Genomic DNA, 20,492 nt, shown 5'->3' with positions numbered 1-20,492 from the left:
GCCGGGCGCGCCGCCGGTGGCGGAGCGGGGCATGGGAACTCCCAGGTGTGCGGTGGCGCGGTACGGACCCGATGCTGCCGCAACACCGGCCGCCCCAGGCCCGTTCCGCGCCCTCGCACACCGCGGGGCATGGCTGCGGCCTAGGAGCGGGTCCTGCTGGTCATGGAGAACTCGTCGGCCTCCGCCAGGTCGAAGTCGCCATGGTCGCTGCCCAGGCCCTGTGCCACCAGCGCCGCCGCGGCACAGCCCAGGACCGCCGCCTCGCGTGGCGTGCGGTCCAGGCTCATCCCGCGCAGGAAGCCCGCCGAGAAGGCGTCGCCGCAGCCGGTGGTGTCGACGACCTCGGTCTCGAAGGCCGGCACCGTCTCCGTGCCCGAGGCGGTCACCAGGAGGGCGCCGTCGCCGCCGCGGGTGGCCGCGACCAGGCCCACCCCGCCGGCCAGGAACCGCTTGGCGCCGGTGACGACGTCCTGTTCCTCGCTGAAGCCGAGGACCTGGTCCTCGTTGGGGAGCAGGAAGTCGACGTACGGCAGCAGCGGTTCGATCTGGTCGAAGGTGCCGAGCTCGCCCGGCGCGAGGAGGTCCACCGAGGTGACCACGCCGTGCTCCTTGGCGTGCGCCAGGATGCGGGCGGCGACGTCGGCGCCGATCAGCTCGGGTCCGCCGAGGTGCAGGTGGCTCGCCTCGGCGACCGCGTCCCAGGGCACGTCGTCGAGGCCGTAGGTGACGTTGGCGCCGAGCAGGTGCAGGGTGGGGCGGTCGCCGTTGGGGCGGATCGGCAGGACCGTCGCGGAGGTGGAGGTGTCGATCCGGCGGACGAGCAGCGAGGTGTCGATGCCCGCCTTGTCGAGAAGGGCCGTGAGCAGGTCGCCCGTCGGGTCAGCACCGATCGCGCCGGCGGTGCGCACCGAGGCGCCCAGCTTGGCGAGGGTGAGGGCGGTGCCCGCGGCCGTGCCGGCGGCGGTCATGCGGATGTCCTCGACGAGCGTCGCGCCCTGTCCCTCGGGTATCTCCTCGACCGGCCGGACCAGGACGTCCAGCACGTGCACGCCCATGGTGACCACGTTCTGCGCCTTCATCGGGTTCCCTCCTGTGCGGATTGCGTGGTGCCGTAGTTGCGGGCGAGGGCTGCCTCGATCACCGCGATCTGCTGCTGTTCGTCGAGGAAGCGGGGCTGTCCCAGGGCGGCGGCGCGCTGGTAGACACCGCAGGCCCACTCCAGCAGCAGCGCGTGCTCGACCGCCTTGTCGAGAGTCGGGGCGTGGGTGACGGCCCCGTGGTTGGCCATCAGGGCGGCGCCCCGGCCCTCCAGTGCGGTGAGCACCGACTCGGCGAGCTCCGGGGTGCCGAAGGTGGCGTAGGGGGCGACCCGGACGGTGCCGCCGAGGGCCAGCAACTGGTAGTGGACGCAGGGCAGTTCGTCGAGGACGAGGGAGAGGGCGGTGGCCATCGGTGCGTGGGTGTGCACGACCGCGCCGGTGCCGTAGCGGCGGTAGACACCCAGGTGCAGGTCGAGTTCCGAGGTCGGCAGGAGGCCGCCGGCCACGATCTCCCCGTCGAGGTCAACGACGGTCACCTGGTCCGGGGTGAGCTCGGCGAGGACCGCTCCGGTCGCGGTGATCGCCACGCGGTCCTCGACGCGGACGCTGACGTTCCCCGCCGTACCGATGAGCAGTCCCTCGGCCCCCAGACGGCGGCAGGCGTCCGCCACCGCGGCCCGCTCCTCGCTCAGCGCCGGGCTTGAGTCGGTCATGCGCGCGACGCTAACCTAAACCTGAAACAAAGTCACGTTCACGTTCGGAGGTCGTCGCGTGAGGTCGTCGCGTGGATGAGCGAGGGTCGTCCCGTGGCTGAGTCCGTCCCGGGCACCGACCCGGCCGCATGGATCGCCTCCCTGCGCCGCACTCCCCAACAGGCCCGCAGCCGGGCCCGGTTGGCCAGGGTGCTCGAAGCCGCGGAGCGCATCCTGGTGGAGGAGGGCGTCGAGTCGCTCACCACGACCCGGATCGCGTCCGAGGCGCGGGTGTCGGTCGGCTCGCTCTACCAGTACCTGCCCGACCGCGGGGCGATCATCGAGGCGCTCGCGGCCGGCTACTTCGCGAAGCTCGAAGCGGCGATGGACGCGCTGGTGGAGGCGGCGGCCGTGGAACGCTGGGAGGACCCGGTGGGTGTCCTCGTCGACGTCTACGCCGAGATCTACCGCACCGAACACGGCTTCCGCGCCCTGTGGTTCGGCAGCGGGCTGACCGAGCGGACCCGGGCCGCGGACCGCGAGCACAAGCACCGGATGGCCGACGGGATCCGCCGCGTCCTGCTCGCGCTTCACCTCGCCGAGGACGACGAGACCCTCGCCCGCGTCTGCCACGCCGCGCTCCTGGCCGCGGACGCCCTCGCCCAGGAGGCGTTCCGCCGGGACACCAAGGGGGACGCGGCACTCCTGGAGGAGGCGAAGATCATGCTGCGCGGCTATCTCACGGACATCGCGGCGCGGTACGGACTGTCCTGACGTCGTCGGGACAGGAGGGGGTCTCGTGCAACTCGCCTTCACCGGCCGGGTGATCGAACGGCGGGGCCCGGCCCCCTGCTGCTTCGTGCCGGTTCCCGGCCAGGAGTCCGCCGACATGTGGGTCGCTTGGCCACCTACGGCTGCGGTGTGATCCCGGTCGAGGCCCGGATCGGCGAGGTCGCCTTCACGACCTCCCTGTTCCCGGAGGACGGCGGCTGTCTGCTGCCCCTGAAGAACGGGGTGCGGTGCCAGAGGGGCTCGCCGCGGGGGACGACGTGCGGGTGGAGATGACGGTCCGCTCCTGAACCGGTCACCGGGACGCGGAGCGGGCACCGCCGGCATCCGTCCAGCCCCGGCTCAGGGCGAGCCGTCCGGACCGATGCGCTTCCCGCTGTGCGCTCACCCAGCGCGCCACCGCTTCCGCGGACGCCGTGGGCGCCTTGCCGGTCGTGTCGACCAGGTGGGTGCGCCAGCGCGGGTCGTCGGCGGCCCATGACGTCCAGCGGTGCCAGACCATCTCCGGCCAGCCGCCGTCGACGACGGCCCCGGGCAGATGCCGGGGGTCACGGGCGTGCCCCCGGTGCCAGGCGGCCCAGCCGAGAAAGGCGCCGACCGCCCGGGCGTCCCATCGGCCGGGGTCACGCCGGGCGAGCCTGGCACGCCGGGTGTCGTCGTCGACGTCGACCAGGCACACGGCGATCCCGTCCAGCAGCGGCGCGGACGGGACGGCCAGCACCTCGCCCAGCGGCGACTGCCCGGTCAGCAGGAGATCGATCCCGCGGTCCTGGTACTCCAGCGCGCGCCGCACCCACCACTCGGTCGCGCGGTGCCGCCAGTGCGGCCCGGGTCGGTCGGGAACACCGATCTCGTCGAAGTCGTGCACGGCGATCCCCGGGAACCGGTCGGCCGCGGCCAGGGCGAGCGTGGACTTGCCGGAACAGCTGGAACCCGTCAGCTTGAGCAGCACCCGCCCAGCGTGACAGACGACGCCGCCGCACCCGAACGCATTTCCCCCGGGCGCCGCCCCGGCAGCCGCACCCGCAGGGCCCCGTATCGTTCGGCCGTGACCGACACCGAGCCCGACCTCGACGGCGACCGGGCCGGCACCTGAGGCCGGCGTTCCGCGCGGCGGTGGCCACCCGGTCCCGTCCGGCGGTGCCTAGGCGGTGCGAACCCCGCCCGCCGGCGGAACGCAGGACGGAACTCCCTGCGGCGGCCGGCCCGTCTCACATGGCCTGGCGGATCGCCTGTTCGAAACCCTCGACGTGGCTGCGGGCCAGCCGTGCCGCCCTGTCCGCGTCGCCCGAGACGATCGCGTCGATCAGCGGGCCGTGCTCCTCGACATGGCCGGCCATGTCCGACAGCCGGTCCACGAACAGGCACCAGATGCGGGTGGCGAGGTTGTCGTGGCGGACGAGGGTGTCCTCCAGGTACGGGTTGTGCGTGGCCGTGTAGATGGCGCGGTGCACCTGGAGGTCCAGGTGCATGAGCTGGGCGGAGTCCCGTCCGGGGGCTCCGGCGGACTCGAGTTCGCGCCGCAGCTCCGTCAGGCCGGCGCGGTCGGCGGCCGTGGCGCGGCGCGCGGCCTGTGCCGCTGCCAGCGGTTCCAGCTCCTGGCGCACCTCGGAGATGTGGACGAGGTCGGTGATGTTGACCTCGGTGGCGAAGGTGCCGCGCCGGGGATAGGTGGTGATCAGCCGCTCGTACTGGAGCCGTTTGAGCGCCTCGCGCACGGGTGTGCGTCCGACGCCGAGGGACTGCCCGAGCTGTTCCTCGTTGATCGGCGCGCCCGGCCGGATCTCCAGCATGACGAGCCGGTCCCGGATGGCGCGGTACGCGCGCTCGGCGAGCGACAGCTCCTCGATCCCGGTCGCGACCTGCTGCATGGATGCCCCCTTGACCTGTGCGGCGAGCTCCCATACCTTACCGCACAGGCTGATATATCAGTTGCTCATTAGCCGGCTCCCAGGATGGTGCACAGATGGCAACGAGTACGCCGCCCACCTCGCCGCTCACCCCGCCGACCTCGCCCGCCTCCCCGCTCTCCCTCCCCCTCGGCGAACTCGACCCGGACGTCGCCACCGCCGTGGCCGCCGAGCTGCACCGCCAGCAGTCAACGCTCGAGATGATCGCCTCGGAGAACTTCGCCCCGGCCGCCGTGCTGGAGGCCCAGGGCTCGGTCCTGACCAACAAGTACGCCGAGGGCTACCCCGGCCGCCGCTACTACGGCGGCTGCGAACACGTCGACGTGGTCGAGTAGTTGGCCATCGCCCGGGTGAAGGAGCTCTTCGGCGCCGAGGCCGCGAACGTGCAGCCGCACTCGGGCGCCCAGGCCAACGCGGCCGCGATGTTCGCCCTGCTCCAGCCCGGTGACACGGTCCTCGGCCTCGACCTCGCGCACGGCGGCCACCTGACCCACGGGATGCGCCTCAACTACTCGGGCAAGCTGTACGACGTCGTGCCGTACCACGTCCGCGAGTCCGACCTGCGCGTCGACATGGACGAGGTCGAACGGCTCGCCCTCGCGCACCGGCCGAAGATGATCGTCGCGGGCTGGTCGGCCTACCCCCGGCAACTCGACTTCGCCGCTTTCCGCCGGATCGCCGACGCGGTGGGCGCCTACCTGATGGTGGACATGGCGCACTTCGCGGGGCTGGTCGCGGCGGGACTGCACCCGAACCCGGTGCCGTACGCCGACGTCGTCACGACCACCACCCACAAGACCCTCGGCGGCCCGCGCGGCGGTGTCGTCCTCAGCCGCGCCGGCCTGGCCAAGAAGATCAACTCCGCGGTCTTCCCGGGTCAGCAGGGCGGCCCGCTCCAGCACGTGATCGCGGCGAAGGCGGTGGCCTTCAAGGTCGCGGCGGGCGAGGAGTTCAAGGAGCGCCAGCGGCGGACGCTGCGGGGCGCGAAGATCCTCGCCGGCCGGCTGCTGGCCGACGACGTGGCCGAGGCCGGGATCACCGTCCTGACCGGCGGCACCGAGGTCCACCTGATCCTGGTCGACTTGAGGAACTCCGCACTCGACGGGAAGCAGGCCGAGGACCGGCTGCACCGCATCGGCATCACCGTGAACCGCAACGCCGTGCCGTTCGACCCCCGCCCGCCCATGGTCTCGTCCGGTCTGCGGATCGGCACACCGGCCCTGGCCACCCGCGGCTTCGGCGAGACCGAGTTCCGCGAGGTCGCCGACGTCATCGCCGAGACCCTGAAGGGCGAACGCCCCGAGGCCGACCTGCGCGCCCGGGTCGAGAAGCTGGCCGCCGCCTTCCCCCTCTACCCCCACCTCGTCGGAGGCGCGGCATGACCGCCGGACCGCTGCCGGAGCACCCGGACTTCCTCTGGCGCAACCCCGACCCGAAGCGGTCGTACGACGTCGTCGTCGTCGGCGCCGGCGGCCACGGCCTCGCCACCGCCTACTACCTCGCCCAGAACCACGGCATCACCAAGGTGGCCGTCCTGGAGAAGGGCTGGCTCGCGGGCGGCAACATGGCCCGCAACACCACGATCATCCGCTCCAACTACCTCTGGGACGAGAGCGCGGCGATCTACGAGCACGCGCTGAAGCTGTGGGAGCGGCTGCCGGAGGAGCTGGACTACGACTTCCTGTTCAGCCAGCGCGGTGTCCTGAACCTCGCGCACACCCTCCAGGACGTCCGCGAGGGCATGCGCCGCGTGGGCGCCAACCGGCTCAACGGGGTCGACGCCGAGTGGCTGGAGCCGGACGATGTCGCCAAGGTCTGTCCCATCCTCAACGTCTCGCCCCGCACCCGGTACCCGGTCCTCGGCGCCACCTTCCAGCCGCGGGCCGGCATCGCCAAGCACGACCACGTCGCCTGGGCGCTGGCCCGCCGGGCGGACGAGCTGGGCGTGGACCTGATCCAGGGCTGCGAGGTCACCGGCTTCCTCAAGGACGGCGACCGGGTCGTGGGCGTCGAGACGAACCGCGGCCGCATCCACGCCGGCCGGGTCGGTCTCGCGGCCGCCGGGCACAGCAGCGTGCTGGCCGAGCGGGCGGGCATCCGGCTGCCGGTGCAGTCCCATCCGCTCCAGGCGCTGGTCTCCGAGCTGCACGAGCCCGTGCACCCGACCGTCGTCATGTCGAACCACGTGCACGTCTACGTCTCCCAGGCCCACAAGGGCGAGCTGGTGATGGGCGCGGGCGTCGACTCGTACAACGGCTACGGTCAGCGCGGTTCGTTCCATGTGATCGAGCAGCAGATGGCCGCCGCCGTCGAGCTCTTCCCGATCTTCGCGAGGGCCCATGTGCTGCGCACCTGGGGCGGCATCGTCGACGTCACCCCGGACGCCTCGCCGATCATCGGCCGCACCCCCGTCGCGGACCTGTACGTCAACTGCGGCTGGGGCACGGGGGGTTTCAAGGCCACACCGGCGGCCGGCTGGACCTTCGCGCACACCATCGCCACGGGCGAGCCGCACCCGCTGAACGCCCCCTTCGCCCTCGACCGCTTCACGACCGGCGCGTTGATCGACGAGCACGGCGCCGCGGCCGTGGCCCACTGAGCGTCGAGGCCCTGAGGCATTGAGGAGAACGCCGTGCTGCTGATCACCTGCCCCTGGTGCGGGCCGCGGAACGAGACGGAGTACCGCTACGGCGGACAGGCCCACGTCCCCTACCCGGACTCCCCCGCCGACCTCGGCGACGAGCAGTGGGCCGAGTACGTCTTCTACCGCGACAACCCCAAGGGCCCCTTCGCCGAGCGGTGGATGCACAGCATCGGCTGCCGCCGCTGGTTCAACGTCCTGCGCGACACCGCCACCCACGAGGTGCTGTCCTCGTACCGGCCCGACGAGCCCCGCCCCGGAGGGAACCGATGACCGACCAGCGCTTCCGGCTGCCGCGTGGCGGCCGGGTCGACCGCGGCACCCTGCTGCGATTCACCGTCGACGGACGGGAGTCGACCGGTCACCCCGGCGACACCCTGGCCTCGGCGATGCTGGCGAACGGCCTGATCGAGGTCGCCCCCTCGCTCTACCGCGGCCGCCCGCGGGGCATCGTCGCCGCGGGCGTCGAGGAGCCGAACGCCCTGGTGCAGCTGGGCGGTTCGTGCTCGGAGGGCATGCTCCCGGCGACGACCGTCGAGCTGTACGACGGCCTGTCCGCGACCACGCTCTCCGGGATGGGCCGGCTCGACCCCACCCCGGACCCCGCCGTCTACGACAAGAAGTACGTCCACACCGACGTACTGGTCGTCGGCGCCGGACCGGCGGGCCTCGCGGCGGCCTCCGCTGCCGCCGCCTCCGGCGCCCGCGTGCACCTCGTCGACGAGCGGCCCGGGCCGGACTCCTGGGAGCGGGCGGAGGAACTGCGGGCGGCCCTCGACGCCGCGCCCGAGGCCGTCGTACTGCACCGGACCACGGCCTTCGGGTCGTACGACGACAACTACGTGCTGGCGCTCGAGCGGCGCACCGACCACCTCGGCGCGGACGCCCCCGAGGGGGTCTCGCGGCAGCGGCTGTGGCACATCCGCGCCCGCCAGGTCGTGCTGGCGACCGGCGCGCACGAACGCCCGCTGGTCTTCGCGGGCAACGACCGGCCCGGCGTGATGCTGGCCGGGGCCGTGCGCACCTACCTCGACCGGTACGCCGTGGCACCGGGTTCGCGGGCCGTGGTGGCCACGACCAACGACAGCGCCTACGACACGGTCACCGGTCTGTGCGCGGCCGGGATCCCCGTGGCCGTCGTCGTGGACGCGCGCCCCGAACTGTCCGGGCGGGCCGCCGAGGTGGCCGCGGCGACCGGAGTGCGGGTCCTGACGGGCAGCGCCGTGGTGGACACGGCGGGCGGGCACCGGCTGACCGGGGTCACCGTCCGGGGACTCGACGCCGAAGGCCGACCGACGGGCGCGGCCCGGCCGTTCGACTGCGACCTGCTCGCCGTGTCGGGCGGCTGGAGTCCGGTGGTGCACCTGCACTCGCAGCGCCAGGGCAGGCTGCGCTGGGACACGGACCTCGTCGCGTTCGTCCCGGACGGGACCGTACGGGACCAGCAGGTCGTGGGGGCGGCCCGGGGGACGTACGACCTCGGCGGCTGTCTGGCCGAAGGGGCGCGGGCCGGAGCGCTGGCGGCGACGGCGGCGGGCTTCCCGGTGCCCGTGCCGGCCGAGAGCCCGCGGCGCGCACCAGGTCCGACGCGCGCCCTGTGGCTGGTGCCCGCCCGCGAGGGCGAACCCGGCACGTGGGACAGCCACTTCGTCGATCTCCAGCGTGATGTGACGGTCGCCGACGTCTGGCGCTCCACCGGTGCCGGGATGCGGGGCGTCGAGCACGTCAAGCGGTACACCTCGCTCGGCACGGCGAACGACCAGGGCAAGACGTCCGGCGTCAACGCGATCGGGGTGATCGCCGAGGCCCTCGGCGGTTCCCTGGGCGAGATCGGCACCACGGCCTACCGGGCGCCGTACACGCCGATCGCGTTCGCCGCCCTGGCGGGGCGGGAACGAGGTGCGCTGTTCGACCCGGAGCGGACCACCTCGATCCACCGCTGGCATGTGGCGCACGGCGCGGAGTTCGAGGACGTCGGACAGTGGAAGCGCCCCCGGTACTACCCGCAGGCCGGTGAGGACATGGACGCGGCCGTGGCGCGCGAGTGCCGGGCGGCCCGGGAGGGGGTGGCGTTCATGGACGCCTCCACGCTCGGCAAGATCGAGATCCGGGGCGCGGACGCGGGCGAGTTCCTCAACCGGATCTACACGAACGCCTTCAAGAAGCTGAAGCCCGGCACGGGCCGCTACGGCGTGATGTGCAAGCCCGACGGCATGATCTTCGACGACGGCGTGACGCTCCGCCTCGACGACGACCGCTACTTCATGACGACGACGACCGGCGGCGCCGCGAACGTCCTGGACTGGCTGGAGGAGTGGCTCCAGACCGAGTGGCCCGAACTCGACGTGCACTGCACCTCGGTGACCGAGCAGTGGGCCACGATCGCGGTCGTGGGCCCGCAGTCACGCGCGGTCGTCGCCCATCTCGCCCCGGACGTCGACCTGTCGAACGAGGCCTTCCCGTTCATGGCCTTCCGCGAGACGACCCTGGCCTCCGGTGTTCCGGCCCGGATCTGCCGGATCTCCTTCTCCGGCGAGCTGGCCTACGAGATCAACGTCTCGGCCTGGTACGGCCTTTCGGTCTGGGAGGAGGTGGACGCCGTCGGCAGGCCGTACGGCATCACCCCGTACGGCACCGAGGCGATGCACGTCCTGCGCGCCGAGAAGGGCTACATCATCGTCGGCCAGGACACCGACGGCACGGTCACCCCGCAGGACGCGGGCATGGACTGGGTGGTCTCCCGGCAGAAGGACTTCATCGGCAAGCGGTCCTTCGCCCGCGCCGACACCTCCCGCACCGACCGCAAGCAGCTGGTCGGCCTGCTCCCGGCCGACCGCACGACCCGGCTGCCCGAGGGCACCCAACTCGTCGCACCCGACGTCGACTTGGGGCAGGTCCCGGTGCCGATGCTCGGCCATGTCACCTCCAGTTACCACAGCCCGGCCCTCGGCCGCCCCTTCGCCCTCGCCCTGGTCGCCGACGGCCGGGCGAGGAAGGGCCAGACCCTGCTCGCCCCGGTGGGTGAGGCGCTGGTGCCGGTCGAGGTGACCGACTTCGTCCTCTACGACCCCGAAGGGACCAGGCGAGATGGCTGAACCGACCACGGCGGGCCCGGTGGCCCTGCGCACCAGTCCCCTGTCCCACCTGGAGGAGCTGATGCGCGCCGCCGCCGTCACCGGCGCCCGGGGCGTCACGCTGGCCGAGCTGCCGTTCCTCACGATGGTGAACGTACGGGTCGACCCCGCCTCAGCGGCGGCCGGCCGGATCGGGACGGCACTGGGGGCGCCGCTCCCCCGCCACTGCGGCGACACCGCGTCCCGAGGCGACCGTACGGCCGTCTGGCTGGGCCCCGACGAGTGGCTCGTGCTGTCCCGGACCGACGCCGGCACCGTGACCGCGGAACTGCGGGAGGCCCTGGGGGGCGAGCCCGGTTCGGTCGTGGACGTGTCGGCGAACCGCACCACCCTGGAGCTGAGCGGCCCCTGTGCTCGCGAGGTGCTGGAGAAGGGCTGCCCGCTGGACCTGCACCCCCGCGCCTTCGGCCCGGGCCGCGCGGTGTCGACCACGGTCGGTCCGGTCGCGGTGCTGCTGTGGCAGACCGACGACGCCCCGACCTACCGTCTGCTGCCGCGGTCGTCGTTCGCCGACTACCTGGCCCGCTGGCTCGTCGACGCGATGAGCGAGTACGGCCGGCCGTGAACACGTGTCCCCGCCCCCTCACACCGGGGGACGCCGGCCCGGCGCGGGACACGGCACCGACAGCTCGTCGGGCCGCCGAGGCAGCCGCTTCTTCCGCCGGCTGGCAAGCCCGCCCATGACCGACACGAAAGGCCGCCCTCCCGTGGATGAGAGAACGGCCTCCGACCTGCAACAAAGCTGGTCGGGACGACAGGATTTGAACCTGCGACCCCTTGACCCCCAGTCAAGTGCGCTACCAAGCTGCGCCACGTCCCGGTGCCCGTCTGACCTGGGCTTTCCCCTGGCCGAACGCGCAGAGAAACCATACCGCACTCAGGTCGGTGGTCGCGCACTCCTTTCTCCGCTTGACCTCGACTTTGGTTGAGGTTGCACGATCGTCCGTATGACGATCACCGAGGAACGAGGACAGAGGTACGGCTACGACGACCTGCCCCGGCTCATGGGGCTGATGACGGGCGACGAGAAGCACGGACCTGCGGCCACGTCCACGCTTGACGTGCTGTGGGTGCTCTACGACCGTGTGCTGCGGGTGCGCCCCGAGCGCCCCGACGACCCCGGGCGGGACCGGTTCCTGCTGTCCAAGGGGCACGGCCCGATGGCGTACTACGCGGTGCTGGCCGCGAAGGGGTTCCTGCCCGTGGACTGGCTGCCCGGGTTCGGTTCGTACGACTCGCCCCTCGGCCACCACCCCGACCGCGTGTTGGTGCCGGGAGCCGAGATCGGCAGCGGTTCGCTCGGCCACGGGCTGCCGATCGGCGTCGGCACCGCGCTGGGGCTGCGCGCCCAGGGCCTCGACGATCCGCGGGTGTGGGTGCTGGTCGGGGACGCCGAGCTGGACGAGGGCAGCAACCACGAGGCGATCGCCTTCGCCGGGCCCGCCGGGCTCGACCGCCTGCACACGGTCGTCGTCGACAACGCCTCCGCCAGCCATGCCCGGCCGGGGGGAATCGCGGCCCGTTTCGAGGCCGCCGGCTGGTCCGCGGTCACCGTGGACGGCCGTGACCACGAGGCGCTGCACGCCGCGTTCACCGCGCCGCATCCGGGCCGGCCGCACGTGGTCGTGGCCCGCGTCGAGCCGAAGTCCGCCTGAGCATCCCGATTCCGAGAGAGGTTCACCGCTCCATGGACACCATGCGTGAGCGTTTCACCACCGTCGCCTCGCGACTGCTGGACGAGGATCCCCGGGTCGCGGTCGTCCTCGCCGAGATCGGCAGGGACGGCTTCACCGAGGCGGCCCGCCGGCATCCCGACCGGGTCGTCAACGTCGGCATCCGCGAACAGCTCCTCGTCGGGGCGGGCGCCGGCCTGGCGCTGACCGGGCTGCGGCCCGTGCTGCACACCTTCGCCGGCTTCCTCGTCGAGCGACCCTTCGAGCAGGTCAAGCTGGACCTGGGACACCAGGACACGGGGGCGGTCCTGGTGAGCGCGGCCGCGTCCTTCGACTGGCCCGCGGGCGGATACACGCACATGGCGCCCGGCGATGTGGCCCTGCTGGACACCCTCGACGGCTGGACCGTCCATGTGCCGGGCCACCCCGACGAGGCCGAGACCCTGCTGCGGCACGCCGTCGCCGCGGGCGACGACAAGGTGTACGTACGGCTGTCCCTCCAGGCCAACCGGGAGGCGCTCCCCGTCGACGGCCGGCGGTTCCGCACCGTGCGCGAGGGACGCTCCGGGGTCGTGGTGGCCGTCGGGCCCATGCTCGACAACGTGCTCGCCGCCACGGACGGCCTCGACGTCACCGTCCTGTACGCGACGACCGTACGGCCCTTCGACGCGGCCGCGCTGCGCCGGGCCACCGGGGCGGCGGGCGCCGATGTCGTCCTGGTCGAGCCCTACCTGGCGGGCACCTCGACCGCGGCGGCGAACAACGCCCTGGCCGACGTGCCGCACCGGGTGCTGGGCCTGGGGGTGGGCCGCCGTGAGCTGCGGCGGTACGGCACGATCGAGGAACACGTCGCCGCGCACGGGCTGGACGCCCGGTCGCTGCGCGAGCGGATCGGCGCCTTCCTCACCCCCTAGGCAGCCCCAGCTCCGGGTAGGCGTCGAGCAGCCGGGTCGGGGCCGCCTGCCGCCAGGAGTCGGCGAGGATGTCCCGCAGCTCGCCCTCGTCCTCGATGGCCGCGAGCCGGGCACGCACCCACGCGAACTGCGCCTCGTGGTCGGCGATCCAGAACTTCTCCGGCTCGGCCAGCACCAGCTCGTCGCGCTCCTCCTTGGGGCAGCGCACGGCGATGGAGGTCTCGTCCTCGGGCAGCGTGGCGAACATCTTGTCCGCGACCCGGAACGTGGGCATGCTCCAGGCGATCTTCTCCGTCGTGTCCGGGAGGGACAGGGCGACTCGGCGTACGTCTTCGGCGTCCGGCATGACAGGCACCGTAGCGGCCGCCACTGACAATCACCTGGTCGGAGCGGTGCCTGCGAGCCGCTTGTAGTAGAGCGTCGTCGGCCGGAGCACCCCGGCGGGGTCCGCCGCGTAGTCGGGGATGATGCCGGCCCGGGTCCAGCCGGCCGAGCCGTAGAGGCGCTCGGCGGGGCTGTCGGTCTCGGTGTCCAGGTGGAGCAGGGTGATGCCGGCGGAGCGGGCGGCCTGCTCAGCGGTGCCGAGGAGCCGGCGCCCGAGGCCGTGCCCGCGGGCGTCCCGGTGCACCATCAGCTTGACCAGCTCCGCGCGGTGCCGGGAGTTGGGCTTGTCGGGGAAGGCGAGTCCGACGGTGCCGACCGCGCGGTGACCGTCGAGCGCCGCCCACACCGCCACGTGCCCCGCGGCCACCGCGCCGGCACGCTCCTTCCACCAGGCGACGGCCGCCGCGCGGTCCATCGGTGCGAGGAATCCGACGGAGGCGCCGCCGTCCACGGTGTCGACGAGGAGCTCCGCCAACTCGTCCGCGCGCTGGGCCAGTCGGGTCTCGTCGAGGCGGGTGATGATCATGGCAGGACCACCGCCAGCACGTACCGCGCCGCATCGGGCCCCGCGCACCGGAACCGCGTCGGCCCCCACACCCGCAGCCGCAGGCAGTCCCCGGTGCCGAGGTGGTGCACGACGTCCTGGGCGGTGACGTCGAGCGTGCCCTCCAGGACCCAGATGTGCTGCTCCAGGCCGGGCACGGGCGGCCGGTCGTAGGCGATGTCGGCGCCGGCGGCGAGCCGTCCCTCGACGAGTTCACCGCGCAGTCCGGGGTGCGGCGGCGACACGGACCTCCGGACGAACCCGGAGGTCCGGTCCTCCCACACCGGCTGGTCAGTGTCCCGCACCAGCGGGGCGGGCTCGGTCTCGACCTCGCTGAGCAGTTGGGACATGGTCCGCCCGTACACCCCGCACAGCTGGTTGAGCAGCGAGGCCGTGGGGCTGATCTCGGCCCGCTCGGCACGGGAGAGGGTGGACTTGCTGACCCCGCTGCGCTCGGCCAACTCGCCCAGGGACCAGCCGCGTTCGGCCCGCAGCTCGGCGAGGCGAAGACCGAGGCGGGTGTCGACCGGGTCGGGCCCGGTTCCGTCTCGTTTCACATCCGGGAAGATATCCCGGATACGGGACGAAGCGCTACTCCCTGCCACCGAACACCGCCGGCGTCCGCGCCAGTGCGTGCCGTAGAGGTCCCGGTCATGGTGTTCGACCGGCGGCCGGTTCCTACTCCTGGGCGACGGCCTGGAGTGCGTCGAGGACGGGACGGATCAGGGGGTGCTCCTCGGCTCCCCGCCGTACGGCCGCGAAGACCCGGCGCGTGGGGGCCACCCCGTCGACGGGCCGTACGACCACTCCCGTGAGGTCCATCCCGATCAGCGCCGAACGCGGTACCAGTGCCACTCCCGCGTCCGCCGAGGCCAGGGCGACCACCGCGCGGAAGTCGTCGGAGGAGTGCTCCAGGCGTGGCTGGAAACCGGCGTGCTCGCAGGCGAGGACCACGACGTCGTGGCAGGGGTTGCCCGGGTAGGGCCCGATCCACGGGTCCTTGGCGAGCTCCGCCAGCGGCACCTCGCCCGCGTCGGCCAGCCGGTGGCTCACCGGTACGACCGCGTCGAAGGGCTCGGCGTACAGCGGCACGTGCGCGAGGCGCGGGTCGTCGGCGGGCGGGGCCCCGCGGTACTCCACCGCCACCGCCACGTCGACCTGCCGGTCCAGGACCATCGGCAGGCTGGCGTCGCCCTCGGCGTCCTGGACGCGGATGCGGATGCCGGGTGCCGTCGCGGCGAGCCGGGCCACGGCGGGCGCCACGACCAGGGCGATCCCGGTCGCGAAGGCGGCGACGGTGACCGTGCCGGCCGCGCCCGAGCTGTAGGCGGCCAGCTCGGCCTCGGCCCGCTCCAGCTGGGCGAGGACCGCGTTGGTGTGGCTGAGCAGGATCTCACCGGCGGGGGTCAGCCGTACGCCCTTGGCGCCGCGCTCCACCAGGCGGTGGCCGGTCTCCTGCTCCAGGGCCGTGAGCTGCTGCGAGACCGCGGAAGGCGTGAGATAGAGCGCGGCGGCAGCCGCCGTGACCGTGCGGTGGTCGGCCACCGCACGGAGGATGTGGAGCCGCCGTGCCTCGATCATGGGATCGATTATCGCAACAGGTCCGGACCTACTCCGCCAGCTCGGCCCGGGCCGCGACGAAGGCGTCGACCGCGCGGTTCACGTCCTCGGTGGAGTGGGCCGCCGAGAGCTGCACCCGGATACGCGCCTGTCCCTGCGGGACCACCGGGTACGAGAAGCCGATCACGTACACGCCCCGCTCCAGGAGCAGCTCCGCGAGGCGTCCCGCCTTCGCCGCGTCGCCGATCATCACGGGTGCGATGGCGTGGTCGCCGGGCAGGACGTCGAAGCCCTCCTCGGTCATCCGGCGCCGGAACAGCGCGGTGTTCTCGCGCAGCCGCACCCGCAGGTCGTCCGCCGACTCCAGCAGGTCGAGGACCTTCAGGGAGGCCGCGGCGATCACCGGGGCGAGCGTGTTGGAGAAGAGGTACGGCCGGGAGCGCTGGCGCAGGAGGGCGACGATCTCGGCGCGCGCGGCCACGTAACCGCCGGAGGCGCCGCCGAGCGCCTTGCCGAGGGTGCCGGTGATGATGTCGACGCGGTCCATGACGCCGTGCAGTTCGGGGGTGCCGCGGCCGCCGGGGCCGACGAAGCCGACCGCGTGCGAGTCGTCGACCATGACCATGGCGTCGTAGCGGTCGGCGAGGTCGCAGATCTCCGCCAACGGCGCCACGTAGCCGTCCATCGAGAAGACGCCGTCGGTGACGACCAGCTTGCGCCGGGCGCCCGCGGCCTCCTTCAACTGCCGTTCCAGGTCGGCCAGATCACGGTTGGCGTAGCGGAACCGGCGGGCCTTCGACAGCCGGATGCCGTCGATGATCGACGCGTGGTTCAGGGCGTCGGAGATCACCGCGTCCTCGGGGCCCAGCAGGGTCTCGAAGACACCGCCGTTGGCGTCGAAGCAGGAGGAGTACAGGATCGTGTCCTCCTGGCCGAGGAAGGCGGACAGCCGCGCTTCCAGCTCCTTGTGGACCTCCTGCGTCCCGCAGATGAAGCGGACCGAGGCCATGCCGTAGCCCCAGCGGTCCAGGGCCTCGTGGGCGGCGGCGACCACCTCGGGGTGGTCGGCGAGGCCCAGGTAGTTGTTGGCGCAGAAGTTCAGGACCTCGCCGGTGCGGCCGCCCGCGGAGACGTGCACGGTCGCCGACTGCGGGGTGTCGATCACGCGCTCGGGCTTGTGCAGGCCGGCGGCGCGGATCTCGTCGAGGGTGGCGCGCAGGTCGTCGCGCACGGAGTCGAACATCGTCAGTCCCTAAGTCCGTCGTCCAGTCAGGTCAGTTGGTCCAGTCGAGGATGACCTTGCCGCCGCGGCCGCTCGCCGCGTCGGCGAACGCCGCCTCGAAGTCGCGGTAGCCGTACCGGCCGGTGATCACGGGGGCGAGGTCGAGGCCGCCCTCCAGGAGGACCGACATTGCGTACCAGGTCTCGAACATCTCACGGCCGTAGATGCCCTTGATGGTGATCATGGAGGTGACGATCCGGGCCCAGTCGACCGGGAACTCCGCGGCCGGCAGTCCCAGCATCGCGATCCGGCCGCCGTGCGTCATGTTGGCGATCATGTCGCGCAGGGCCTCCGGCCGCCCGGACATCTCCAGGCCGATGTCGAAGCCCTCGCGCAGCCCCAACTCCCGCTGGCCGTCGGCGATCTGCGCCTCCGACACGTTCAGCGCGAGGCTCACCCCGATCTTGCGGGCGAGCTCCAGGCGCTCCTCGCTGACGTCGGTGACGACGACGTTGCGGGCGCCCGCGTGCCGGGCGACCGCCGCCGCCATCAGCCCGATCGGTCCGGCGCCGGTGATCACCACGTCCTCTCCGACGAGCGGGAAGGACAGCGCGGTGTGCACGGCGTTGCCGAACGGGTCGAAGATCGCGGCCACGTCGAGGTCCACGGGGACGCGGTGCACCCAGACGTTGGCGGCGGGCAGCACGACGTACTCCGCGAAGGCCCCGTCCCGGCCGACGCCGAGCCCGACCGTGGCCCGGCACAGGTGACGGCGTCCCGCGAGGCAGTTGCGGCACTTCCCGCAGACCAGGTGCCCCTCACCGCTCACCCGGTCGCCGGCCTTGGTCTCCGTGACGTCGCGCCCGGTCTCCACGACCTCGCCGACGAACTCGTGCCCGAGCACCAGCGGGGTCCGGATCGCCTGCTGGGCCCAGCCGTCCCAGTTCCGGATGTGCAGATCGGTGCCGCAGATACCGGTACGCAGCACCTTGATCAGCACGTCACCGGGCCCGACGGCCGGCTCCGGGACGTCCGCGAGCCACAGCCCGGGCTCCGCCTTCTCCTTGACCAGCGCCTTCAAGGTACGGCTCCTGTGGGTACGAGGGGTGGAAACGCCCAGCAATCTGCCGTACGGCACCGCCGCGGTCCATCGAGACTTTCTTAAGCGGTGCCACAGCTCCGCTTCACACCTTCGCACGGACCCCGGGAACGCGCCGCCGCTCGGCGGCCCGCCGATCCGCGGACCGGCCGGCGCCAGGTCGGCGGCGTGGGCCACCGGGGTGAACCCGGGCACCCGTGGCCGCACCGCGCGGCCGGCACCCGGCGCCCCGCGAGCCGGGCCCGGCGGCATCGCGGGCCCGGCTCGCGGACACGGCACGGCGTCGAGGACCGACGCGCGGGCCCTAGTCGAGGCGGGAGACCTGGTAGTGGGCGATGTACCAGTCGTCCTCCACGCGGGTCAGGAGCACCGCCAGCTTGACGGCGAGCGGGGGCCGGTCCGTGAACGAGAACTCGACGTCCAGGTAGCCCAGGACGAGGCCGTCGGCCGGCCGTCGTGTCTCCAGGATCCGGTAGGCGGCCTTCAGGCCGGGCGGCTGGGAGTCGTAGTACTCGGCGACGCCCCGCCGTCCGACGCTGTAGGGGTGCAGTCCCTGGAAGACGGCGTCCTCGGTGAAGAGGGCGGCCACCTGCTCGGGGCGGTGGGCGCCGACACCTGACTTCCACCGGTCGAGGACCCCGCTCAGGATCGCCTTGTCGTCGGCTTCGCCGGTCATGTCCGCTGCTCCTTCCGTGAGTTGACGCTTCATCAGTGGCCGGCGCTCATGCCGCCGTCGACGTGCAGGATCTCGCCGGTGACGAACGGCGCCGTCTCCAGGAAGAGCACGGCGTCGACGATGTCGCTCATCTCGCCCATCCGCCCGACCGGGTGCAGGGCGGAGAGGAACTCGTGGGTCTCCTCGGGGTGCATGGGCGTCTTGATGGTGCCGGGCGACACGGCGTTGACGCGGATGCCGCGGGTGGCGTACTCGACGGCGAGGGACTTGGTGGCGGACTGCACGCCGCCCTTGCTCAGCGAGGCGAGCACGGACGGGACCCTGGAGTCCGCGTTGTCGACGAGGCTGGTGGTGACGTTGACGATGTGGCCGCCGCCCTGGGCGAGCAGGTGCGGGACGGCCCGCTGGGTGAGGTGGAAGACACCGGCGACGTTGATGCCCGTCACGGTGGCGAAGTCCTCGGCCGTGTACTCGGTGAACGGCTTGGCGACGAAGACGCCCGCGTTGTTGACCACGGTGTCGACGCGCCCGAACCGTTCCACGGCGGCCGCGACGACGCGCTCCGCGGTCGCCGGGTCGGCGATGTCGCCCTGGACGGTGAGGACGTCCGCGTCGTCGACGGGCGCGATGGTGCGGGAGGTGGCGACGACGGCGTATCCGAGCTTGCGGTAGCCCTCGACGAGGGCGGCGCCGATCCCCTGCGAGGCGCCGGTGATGATCGCGACCTTCTGGTTCTGGGTGCTCATGGTGACCTTCTCCGAGTCGGTGACCGGTACTAGCCGACCGGTCGACTATTTGGAAGGTAGGCCGGTCCGACGGGCGGGGGAAGGACCGGCTTCCTCCCGTCTGGGAGGCACCGGCTCCCAGTGCAGGTCAGCCCGGGATCGCGTACGGGTCGTCGGCGGGCAGCCAGGCGTCCGGGGCATGGATGCCGAGGTCGCCGACGTCCTCGCACAGCGCGTCGACGACGGCCAGGACACCGGCGCGGTCCTCGTTCTCGCGCCGGACCAGGGACCAGGTCCAGTACACCTTCGGTGCGACGATCTCGCGGCGCACCAGGTCCGGTGGGAGCGGACTCGTCTGCCCCTTGGGCGAGTTGACGACCGGGCGGGTGCAGCGGCGCACGTGGTCGAAGAAGGCGGGACCGGTGATCGCGCCGTCGGAGATGCGGACCGTCCGGGCGCCGGTGGCCCGCGCGAGCTCCTCGCCGTACACGTTCCAGGACGCCCAGGCGGTGAGGTCGTCGTCGATCAGCACGTCGGTGTCCCGGGCCGGCACGTCGGGCACCTCGCCGCTGTCGCCGCCCCTGGACACGGCGTAGAGCCGGTCGGCGCCGATCAGCCGGGCCCGCAGCCCGAGCCTGCGCAGGTCGTCGGTGCGCACCCAGCACACGGCGAGGTCCAGGCTGCCGTCGGCGACGCGCGCGGCCTGGGTGTGGGAGGGGGCGACCCAGGCGTCCACGTGCACCTGGGCCACCGCCGCCGTACGCGCCATCAGGTCCGAGGGCAGCCAGTTGACGTATCCGAGCCGCACCGACTGCGAGCCGGACAGCCGGCCGGCCCGGTGTCTGAGGTCCTCGGCCCGGTCCAGCAGGGCGCGGGTGTGCGGGAGGAGGGCGGCACCGGCAGCGGTGAGGGACACCTTGCGGCGGTCCCGGTCGAACAGCCGGACGCCCAGGTCCCGTTCGAGCGCCTTGATCTGCTGGGAGAGCGAGGGACCGGCGATCAGGAGCCGCTCGGCGGCCCGGCCGAAGTTCAGCTCCTCGGCGACCGCGACGAAGTAGCGCAGCTGACGCAGTTCCACGGGCGTCATCGTACGCGCGCTGGGAGGCTGCGCCTCTCAGCAGCGAGGAAGCCGGTCGTGGCATCGGCGCAGGTGACGCGCGCACGATGGGCTCACCAACGTCGAGTGGAGCGCGTCATGGAAGAGTTCCTGGTCGAGATCACCACCACCGTTCCCGAGGGCACCGGACAGGCCGAGGTGGACCGGCGGCGGGCCGCCGAGGCCGTCCGGGCGAGGGAACTGGCCGCCTCGGGCCATCTGTCCCGGCTCTGGCGCCCGGTGGGCGAGCTGCGCAGCATCGGCGTGTGGCGGGCCGCCGACGAGGAGGAGCTCCACACGAAGGTGCTCGGCACCCTGCCCCTGCGGCCGTGGATGACCCTCACCGTCACCCCGCTCCAGCCGCACCCCAACGACCCCGGCACCAAGTGAGCG

General features: G+C 72.8%; 22 protein-coding genes, 1 tRNA gene and 2 pseudogenes. 11 read left to right on the top strand and 14 right to left on the bottom strand.

Annotated features, from left to right (window positions below; translation table 11 throughout):
- Nucleotides 1-140: 140 nt before the first annotated feature.
- Nucleotides 141-1,079, bottom strand: a complete 939-nt coding sequence (locus tag ACIQJT_RS01165; protein ID WP_365454399.1) for a carbohydrate kinase family protein — start codon at nucleotides 1,077-1,079, stop codon at nucleotides 141-143.
- Complete coding sequence (locus ACIQJT_RS01160; RefSeq protein ID WP_402638822.1) at nucleotides 1,076-1,753, bottom strand: class II aldolase/adducin family protein; 678 nt, start codon at nucleotides 1,751-1,753, stop codon at nucleotides 1,076-1,078. Before ACIQJT_RS01160 ends, ACIQJT_RS01165 begins: the two co-directional genes overlap by 4 nt.
- 75 nt (nucleotides 1,754-1,828) lie before the next feature.
- On the opposite strand from ACIQJT_RS01160, the gene ACIQJT_RS01155 reads away from it, so the two are divergent.
- Together ACIQJT_RS01155 and ACIQJT_RS01150 are read left to right on the top strand one after the other, a co-directional pair.
- The gene (locus tag ACIQJT_RS01155; protein WP_402638820.1) at nucleotides 1,829-2,506 is read left to right on the top strand and encodes a TetR family transcriptional regulator; all 678 of its coding nucleotides are present in this window, start codon (nucleotides 1,829-1,831) and stop codon (nucleotides 2,504-2,506) included.
- Nucleotides 2,507-2,531: 25 nt separating this feature from the next.
- Nucleotides 2,532-2,811 (top strand): annotated as a pseudogene (locus ACIQJT_RS01150) (DUF1905 domain-containing protein).
- Nucleotides 2,812-2,816: 5 nt separating this feature from the next.
- On the opposite strand, the gene ACIQJT_RS01145 reads toward ACIQJT_RS01150, so the two are convergent.
- Entirely contained in the window at nucleotides 2,817-3,473 is a 657-nt protein-coding gene (locus ACIQJT_RS01145) for a hypothetical protein (protein ID WP_402638818.1), read from the bottom strand.
- Nucleotides 3,474-3,482: 9 nt separating this feature from the next.
- On the opposite strand from ACIQJT_RS01145, the gene ACIQJT_RS01140 reads away from it, so the two are divergent.
- Entirely contained in the window at nucleotides 3,483-3,617 is a 135-nt protein-coding gene (locus tag ACIQJT_RS01140; RefSeq protein WP_365454387.1) for a hypothetical protein, read from the top strand.
- A 115-nt stretch (nucleotides 3,618-3,732) separates the two neighbouring features.
- On the opposite strand, the gene ACIQJT_RS01135 is transcribed toward ACIQJT_RS01140, so the two are convergent.
- Nucleotides 3,733-4,392: a GntR family transcriptional regulator gene (locus ACIQJT_RS01135; protein ID WP_402638816.1), complete on the bottom strand. Its 660-nt coding sequence runs from the start codon at nucleotides 4,390-4,392 to the stop codon at nucleotides 3,733-3,735.
- 95 nt (nucleotides 4,393-4,487) lie between these two features.
- Between ACIQJT_RS01135 and glyA the strand changes: the two are divergent.
- The 5 genes and pseudogenes from glyA to ACIQJT_RS01110 all read left to right on the top strand — a co-directional run bounded on the left by glyA (nucleotide 4,488) and on the right by ACIQJT_RS01110 (nucleotide 10,771).
- A pseudogene (gene glyA, locus ACIQJT_RS01130) lies at nucleotides 4,488-5,813 on the top strand (serine hydroxymethyltransferase).
- Entirely contained in the window at nucleotides 5,810-7,030 is a 1,221-nt protein-coding gene (locus ACIQJT_RS01125; protein ID WP_402638813.1) for a sarcosine oxidase subunit beta family protein, read from the top strand. The pseudogene glyA and the gene ACIQJT_RS01125 overlap by 4 nt, the downstream one beginning before the upstream one ends.
- A gap of 33 nt (nucleotides 7,031-7,063) precedes the next feature.
- Complete coding sequence (locus ACIQJT_RS01120) at nucleotides 7,064-7,345, top strand: sarcosine oxidase subunit delta (RefSeq protein ID WP_402638811.1); 282 nt, start codon at nucleotides 7,064-7,066, stop codon at nucleotides 7,343-7,345.
- Complete coding sequence (locus ACIQJT_RS01115) at nucleotides 7,342-10,167, top strand: sarcosine oxidase subunit alpha family protein (protein WP_402638808.1); 2,826 nt, start codon at nucleotides 7,342-7,344, stop codon at nucleotides 10,165-10,167. Before ACIQJT_RS01120 ends, ACIQJT_RS01115 begins: the two co-directional genes overlap by 4 nt.
- Nucleotides 10,160-10,771: a sarcosine oxidase subunit gamma family protein gene (locus ACIQJT_RS01110; protein ID WP_365454369.1), complete on the top strand. Its 612-nt coding sequence runs from the start codon at nucleotides 10,160-10,162 to the stop codon at nucleotides 10,769-10,771. The genes ACIQJT_RS01115 and ACIQJT_RS01110 overlap by 8 nt, the downstream gene beginning before the upstream one ends.
- A 178-nt stretch (nucleotides 10,772-10,949) precedes the next feature.
- On the opposite strand, the gene ACIQJT_RS01105 is transcribed toward ACIQJT_RS01110, so the two are convergent.
- A tRNA-Pro gene (locus ACIQJT_RS01105) sits at nucleotides 10,950-11,026 on the bottom strand.
- A 127-nt stretch (nucleotides 11,027-11,153) separates the two neighbouring features.
- On the opposite strand from ACIQJT_RS01105, the gene ACIQJT_RS01100 reads away from it, so the two are divergent.
- Both ACIQJT_RS01100 and ACIQJT_RS01095 read left to right on the top strand, forming a co-directional pair.
- Nucleotides 11,154-11,861, top strand: a complete 708-nt coding sequence (locus ACIQJT_RS01100; RefSeq protein ID WP_365454366.1) for a transketolase — start codon at nucleotides 11,154-11,156, stop codon at nucleotides 11,859-11,861.
- A 32-nt stretch (nucleotides 11,862-11,893) separates the two neighbouring features.
- Nucleotides 11,894-12,793 carry a transketolase family protein gene (locus tag ACIQJT_RS01095; RefSeq protein WP_402638804.1) on the top strand — a complete coding sequence of 300 codons (900 nt, stop codon included), beginning with the start codon at nucleotides 11,894-11,896 and terminating at the stop codon, nucleotides 12,791-12,793.
- Here the strand turns inward: ACIQJT_RS01095 and ACIQJT_RS01090 are convergent.
- The 9 genes from ACIQJT_RS01090 to ACIQJT_RS01050 form a co-directional block, all read right to left on the bottom strand.
- Nucleotides 12,783-13,139 carry an MmcQ/YjbR family DNA-binding protein gene (locus ACIQJT_RS01090; protein WP_365454360.1) on the bottom strand — a complete coding sequence of 119 codons (357 nt, stop codon included), beginning with the start codon at nucleotides 13,137-13,139 and terminating at the stop codon, nucleotides 12,783-12,785. The two genes, ACIQJT_RS01095 and ACIQJT_RS01090, sit on opposite strands and share 11 nt — an antisense overlap.
- A gap of 30 nt (nucleotides 13,140-13,169) precedes the next feature.
- On the bottom strand, nucleotides 13,170-13,703 hold the full coding sequence (locus ACIQJT_RS01085; RefSeq protein WP_365454357.1) for a GNAT family N-acetyltransferase: 534 nt from the start codon (nucleotides 13,701-13,703) through the stop codon (nucleotides 13,170-13,172).
- Entirely contained in the window at nucleotides 13,700-14,278 is a 579-nt protein-coding gene (locus ACIQJT_RS01080; protein ID WP_365454354.1) for an XRE family transcriptional regulator, read from the bottom strand. The genes ACIQJT_RS01085 and ACIQJT_RS01080 overlap by 4 nt, the downstream gene beginning before the upstream one ends.
- A 121-nt stretch (nucleotides 14,279-14,399) precedes the next feature.
- Nucleotides 14,400-15,302, bottom strand: a complete 903-nt coding sequence (locus ACIQJT_RS01075) for a LysR family transcriptional regulator (protein ID WP_365454351.1) — start codon at nucleotides 15,300-15,302, stop codon at nucleotides 14,400-14,402.
- A 28-nt stretch (nucleotides 15,303-15,330) separates the two neighbouring features.
- Complete coding sequence (locus tag ACIQJT_RS01070) at nucleotides 15,331-16,524, bottom strand: glycine C-acetyltransferase (RefSeq protein ID WP_053850986.1); 1,194 nt, start codon at nucleotides 16,522-16,524, stop codon at nucleotides 15,331-15,333.
- A gap of 31 nt (nucleotides 16,525-16,555) precedes the next feature.
- Nucleotides 16,556-17,584: an L-threonine 3-dehydrogenase gene (tdh, locus tag ACIQJT_RS01065; protein WP_402638800.1), complete on the bottom strand. Its 1,029-nt coding sequence runs from the start codon at nucleotides 17,582-17,584 to the stop codon at nucleotides 16,556-16,558.
- A gap of 322 nt (nucleotides 17,585-17,906) precedes the next feature.
- The gene (locus ACIQJT_RS01060) at nucleotides 17,907-18,278 is read right to left on the bottom strand and encodes a YybH family protein (RefSeq protein WP_402638798.1); all 372 of its coding nucleotides are present in this window, start codon (nucleotides 18,276-18,278) and stop codon (nucleotides 17,907-17,909) included.
- A 32-nt stretch (nucleotides 18,279-18,310) separates the two neighbouring features.
- On the bottom strand, nucleotides 18,311-19,024 hold the full coding sequence (locus tag ACIQJT_RS01055) for an SDR family NAD(P)-dependent oxidoreductase (protein ID WP_402638796.1): 714 nt from the start codon (nucleotides 19,022-19,024) through the stop codon (nucleotides 18,311-18,313).
- Between the two features lie 127 nt (nucleotides 19,025-19,151).
- Nucleotides 19,152-20,090, bottom strand: a complete 939-nt coding sequence (locus ACIQJT_RS01050) for a LysR family transcriptional regulator (RefSeq protein WP_402638794.1) — start codon at nucleotides 20,088-20,090, stop codon at nucleotides 19,152-19,154.
- A gap of 108 nt (nucleotides 20,091-20,198) precedes the next feature.
- Here ACIQJT_RS01050 and ACIQJT_RS01045 point away from each other — a divergent pair, with 108 nt between their 5' ends.
- Nucleotides 20,199-20,489 (top strand): muconolactone Delta-isomerase family protein, encoded by a 291-nt coding sequence (locus tag ACIQJT_RS01045; protein ID WP_365454336.1) that lies wholly within the window; start codon nucleotides 20,199-20,201, stop codon nucleotides 20,487-20,489.
- The last annotated feature ends 3 nt before the right edge of the window (nucleotides 20,490-20,492 follow it).

It is taken from the genome of Streptomyces sp. NPDC091972, from assembly GCF_044756385.1.
Lineage (GTDB): Bacteria > Actinomycetota > Actinomycetes > Streptomycetales > Streptomycetaceae > Streptomyces.
Note: the sequence above shows the minus strand (reverse complement) of the source record. Positions and strands in the feature narration are given on the sequence as shown.

Excerpts from the sequence above, each read along its gene's own strand:
- ACIQJT_RS01165 (WP_365454399.1), bottom strand. The coding sequence starts at position 1,079 with ATGAAGGCGCAGAACGTGGTCACCATGGGCGTGCACGTGCTGGACGTC.
- ACIQJT_RS01160 (WP_402638822.1), bottom strand. The coding sequence starts at position 1,753 with ATGACCGACTCAAGCCCGGCGCTGAGCGAGGAGCGGGCCGCGGTGGCG.
- ACIQJT_RS01155 (WP_402638820.1), top strand. The coding sequence starts at position 1,829 with ATGAGCGAGGGTCGTCCCGTGGCTGAGTCCGTCCCGGGCACCGACCCG.
- ACIQJT_RS01135 (WP_402638816.1), bottom strand. The coding sequence starts at position 4,392 with ATGCAGCAGGTCGCGACCGGGATCGAGGAGCTGTCGCTCGCCGAGCGC.
- ACIQJT_RS01125 (WP_402638813.1), top strand. The coding sequence starts at position 5,810 with ATGACCGCCGGACCGCTGCCGGAGCACCCGGACTTCCTCTGGCGCAAC.
- ACIQJT_RS01115 (WP_402638808.1), top strand. The coding sequence starts at position 7,342 with ATGACCGACCAGCGCTTCCGGCTGCCGCGTGGCGGCCGGGTCGACCGC.
- ACIQJT_RS01110 (WP_365454369.1), top strand. The coding sequence starts at position 10,160 with ATGGCTGAACCGACCACGGCGGGCCCGGTGGCCCTGCGCACCAGTCCC.
- ACIQJT_RS01100 (WP_365454366.1), top strand. The coding sequence starts at position 11,154 with ATGACGATCACCGAGGAACGAGGACAGAGGTACGGCTACGACGACCTG.
- ACIQJT_RS01095 (WP_402638804.1), top strand. The coding sequence starts at position 11,894 with ATGGACACCATGCGTGAGCGTTTCACCACCGTCGCCTCGCGACTGCTG.
- ACIQJT_RS01090 (WP_365454360.1), bottom strand. The coding sequence starts at position 13,139 with ATGCCGGACGCCGAAGACGTACGCCGAGTCGCCCTGTCCCTCCCGGAC.
- ACIQJT_RS01085 (WP_365454357.1), bottom strand. The coding sequence starts at position 13,703 with ATGATCATCACCCGCCTCGACGAGACCCGACTGGCCCAGCGCGCGGAC.
- ACIQJT_RS01075 (WP_365454351.1), bottom strand. The coding sequence starts at position 15,302 with ATGATCGAGGCACGGCGGCTCCACATCCTCCGTGCGGTGGCCGACCAC.
- ACIQJT_RS01070 (WP_053850986.1), bottom strand. The coding sequence starts at position 16,524 with ATGTTCGACTCCGTGCGCGACGACCTGCGCGCCACCCTCGACGAGATC.
- ACIQJT_RS01060 (WP_402638798.1), bottom strand. The coding sequence starts at position 18,278 with ATGACCGGCGAAGCCGACGACAAGGCGATCCTGAGCGGGGTCCTCGAC.
- ACIQJT_RS01055 (WP_402638796.1), bottom strand. The coding sequence starts at position 19,024 with ATGAGCACCCAGAACCAGAAGGTCGCGATCATCACCGGCGCCTCGCAG.
- ACIQJT_RS01050 (WP_402638794.1), bottom strand. The coding sequence starts at position 20,090 with ATGACGCCCGTGGAACTGCGTCAGCTGCGCTACTTCGTCGCGGTCGCC.
- ACIQJT_RS01045 (WP_365454336.1), top strand. The coding sequence starts at position 20,199 with ATGGAAGAGTTCCTGGTCGAGATCACCACCACCGTTCCCGAGGGCACC.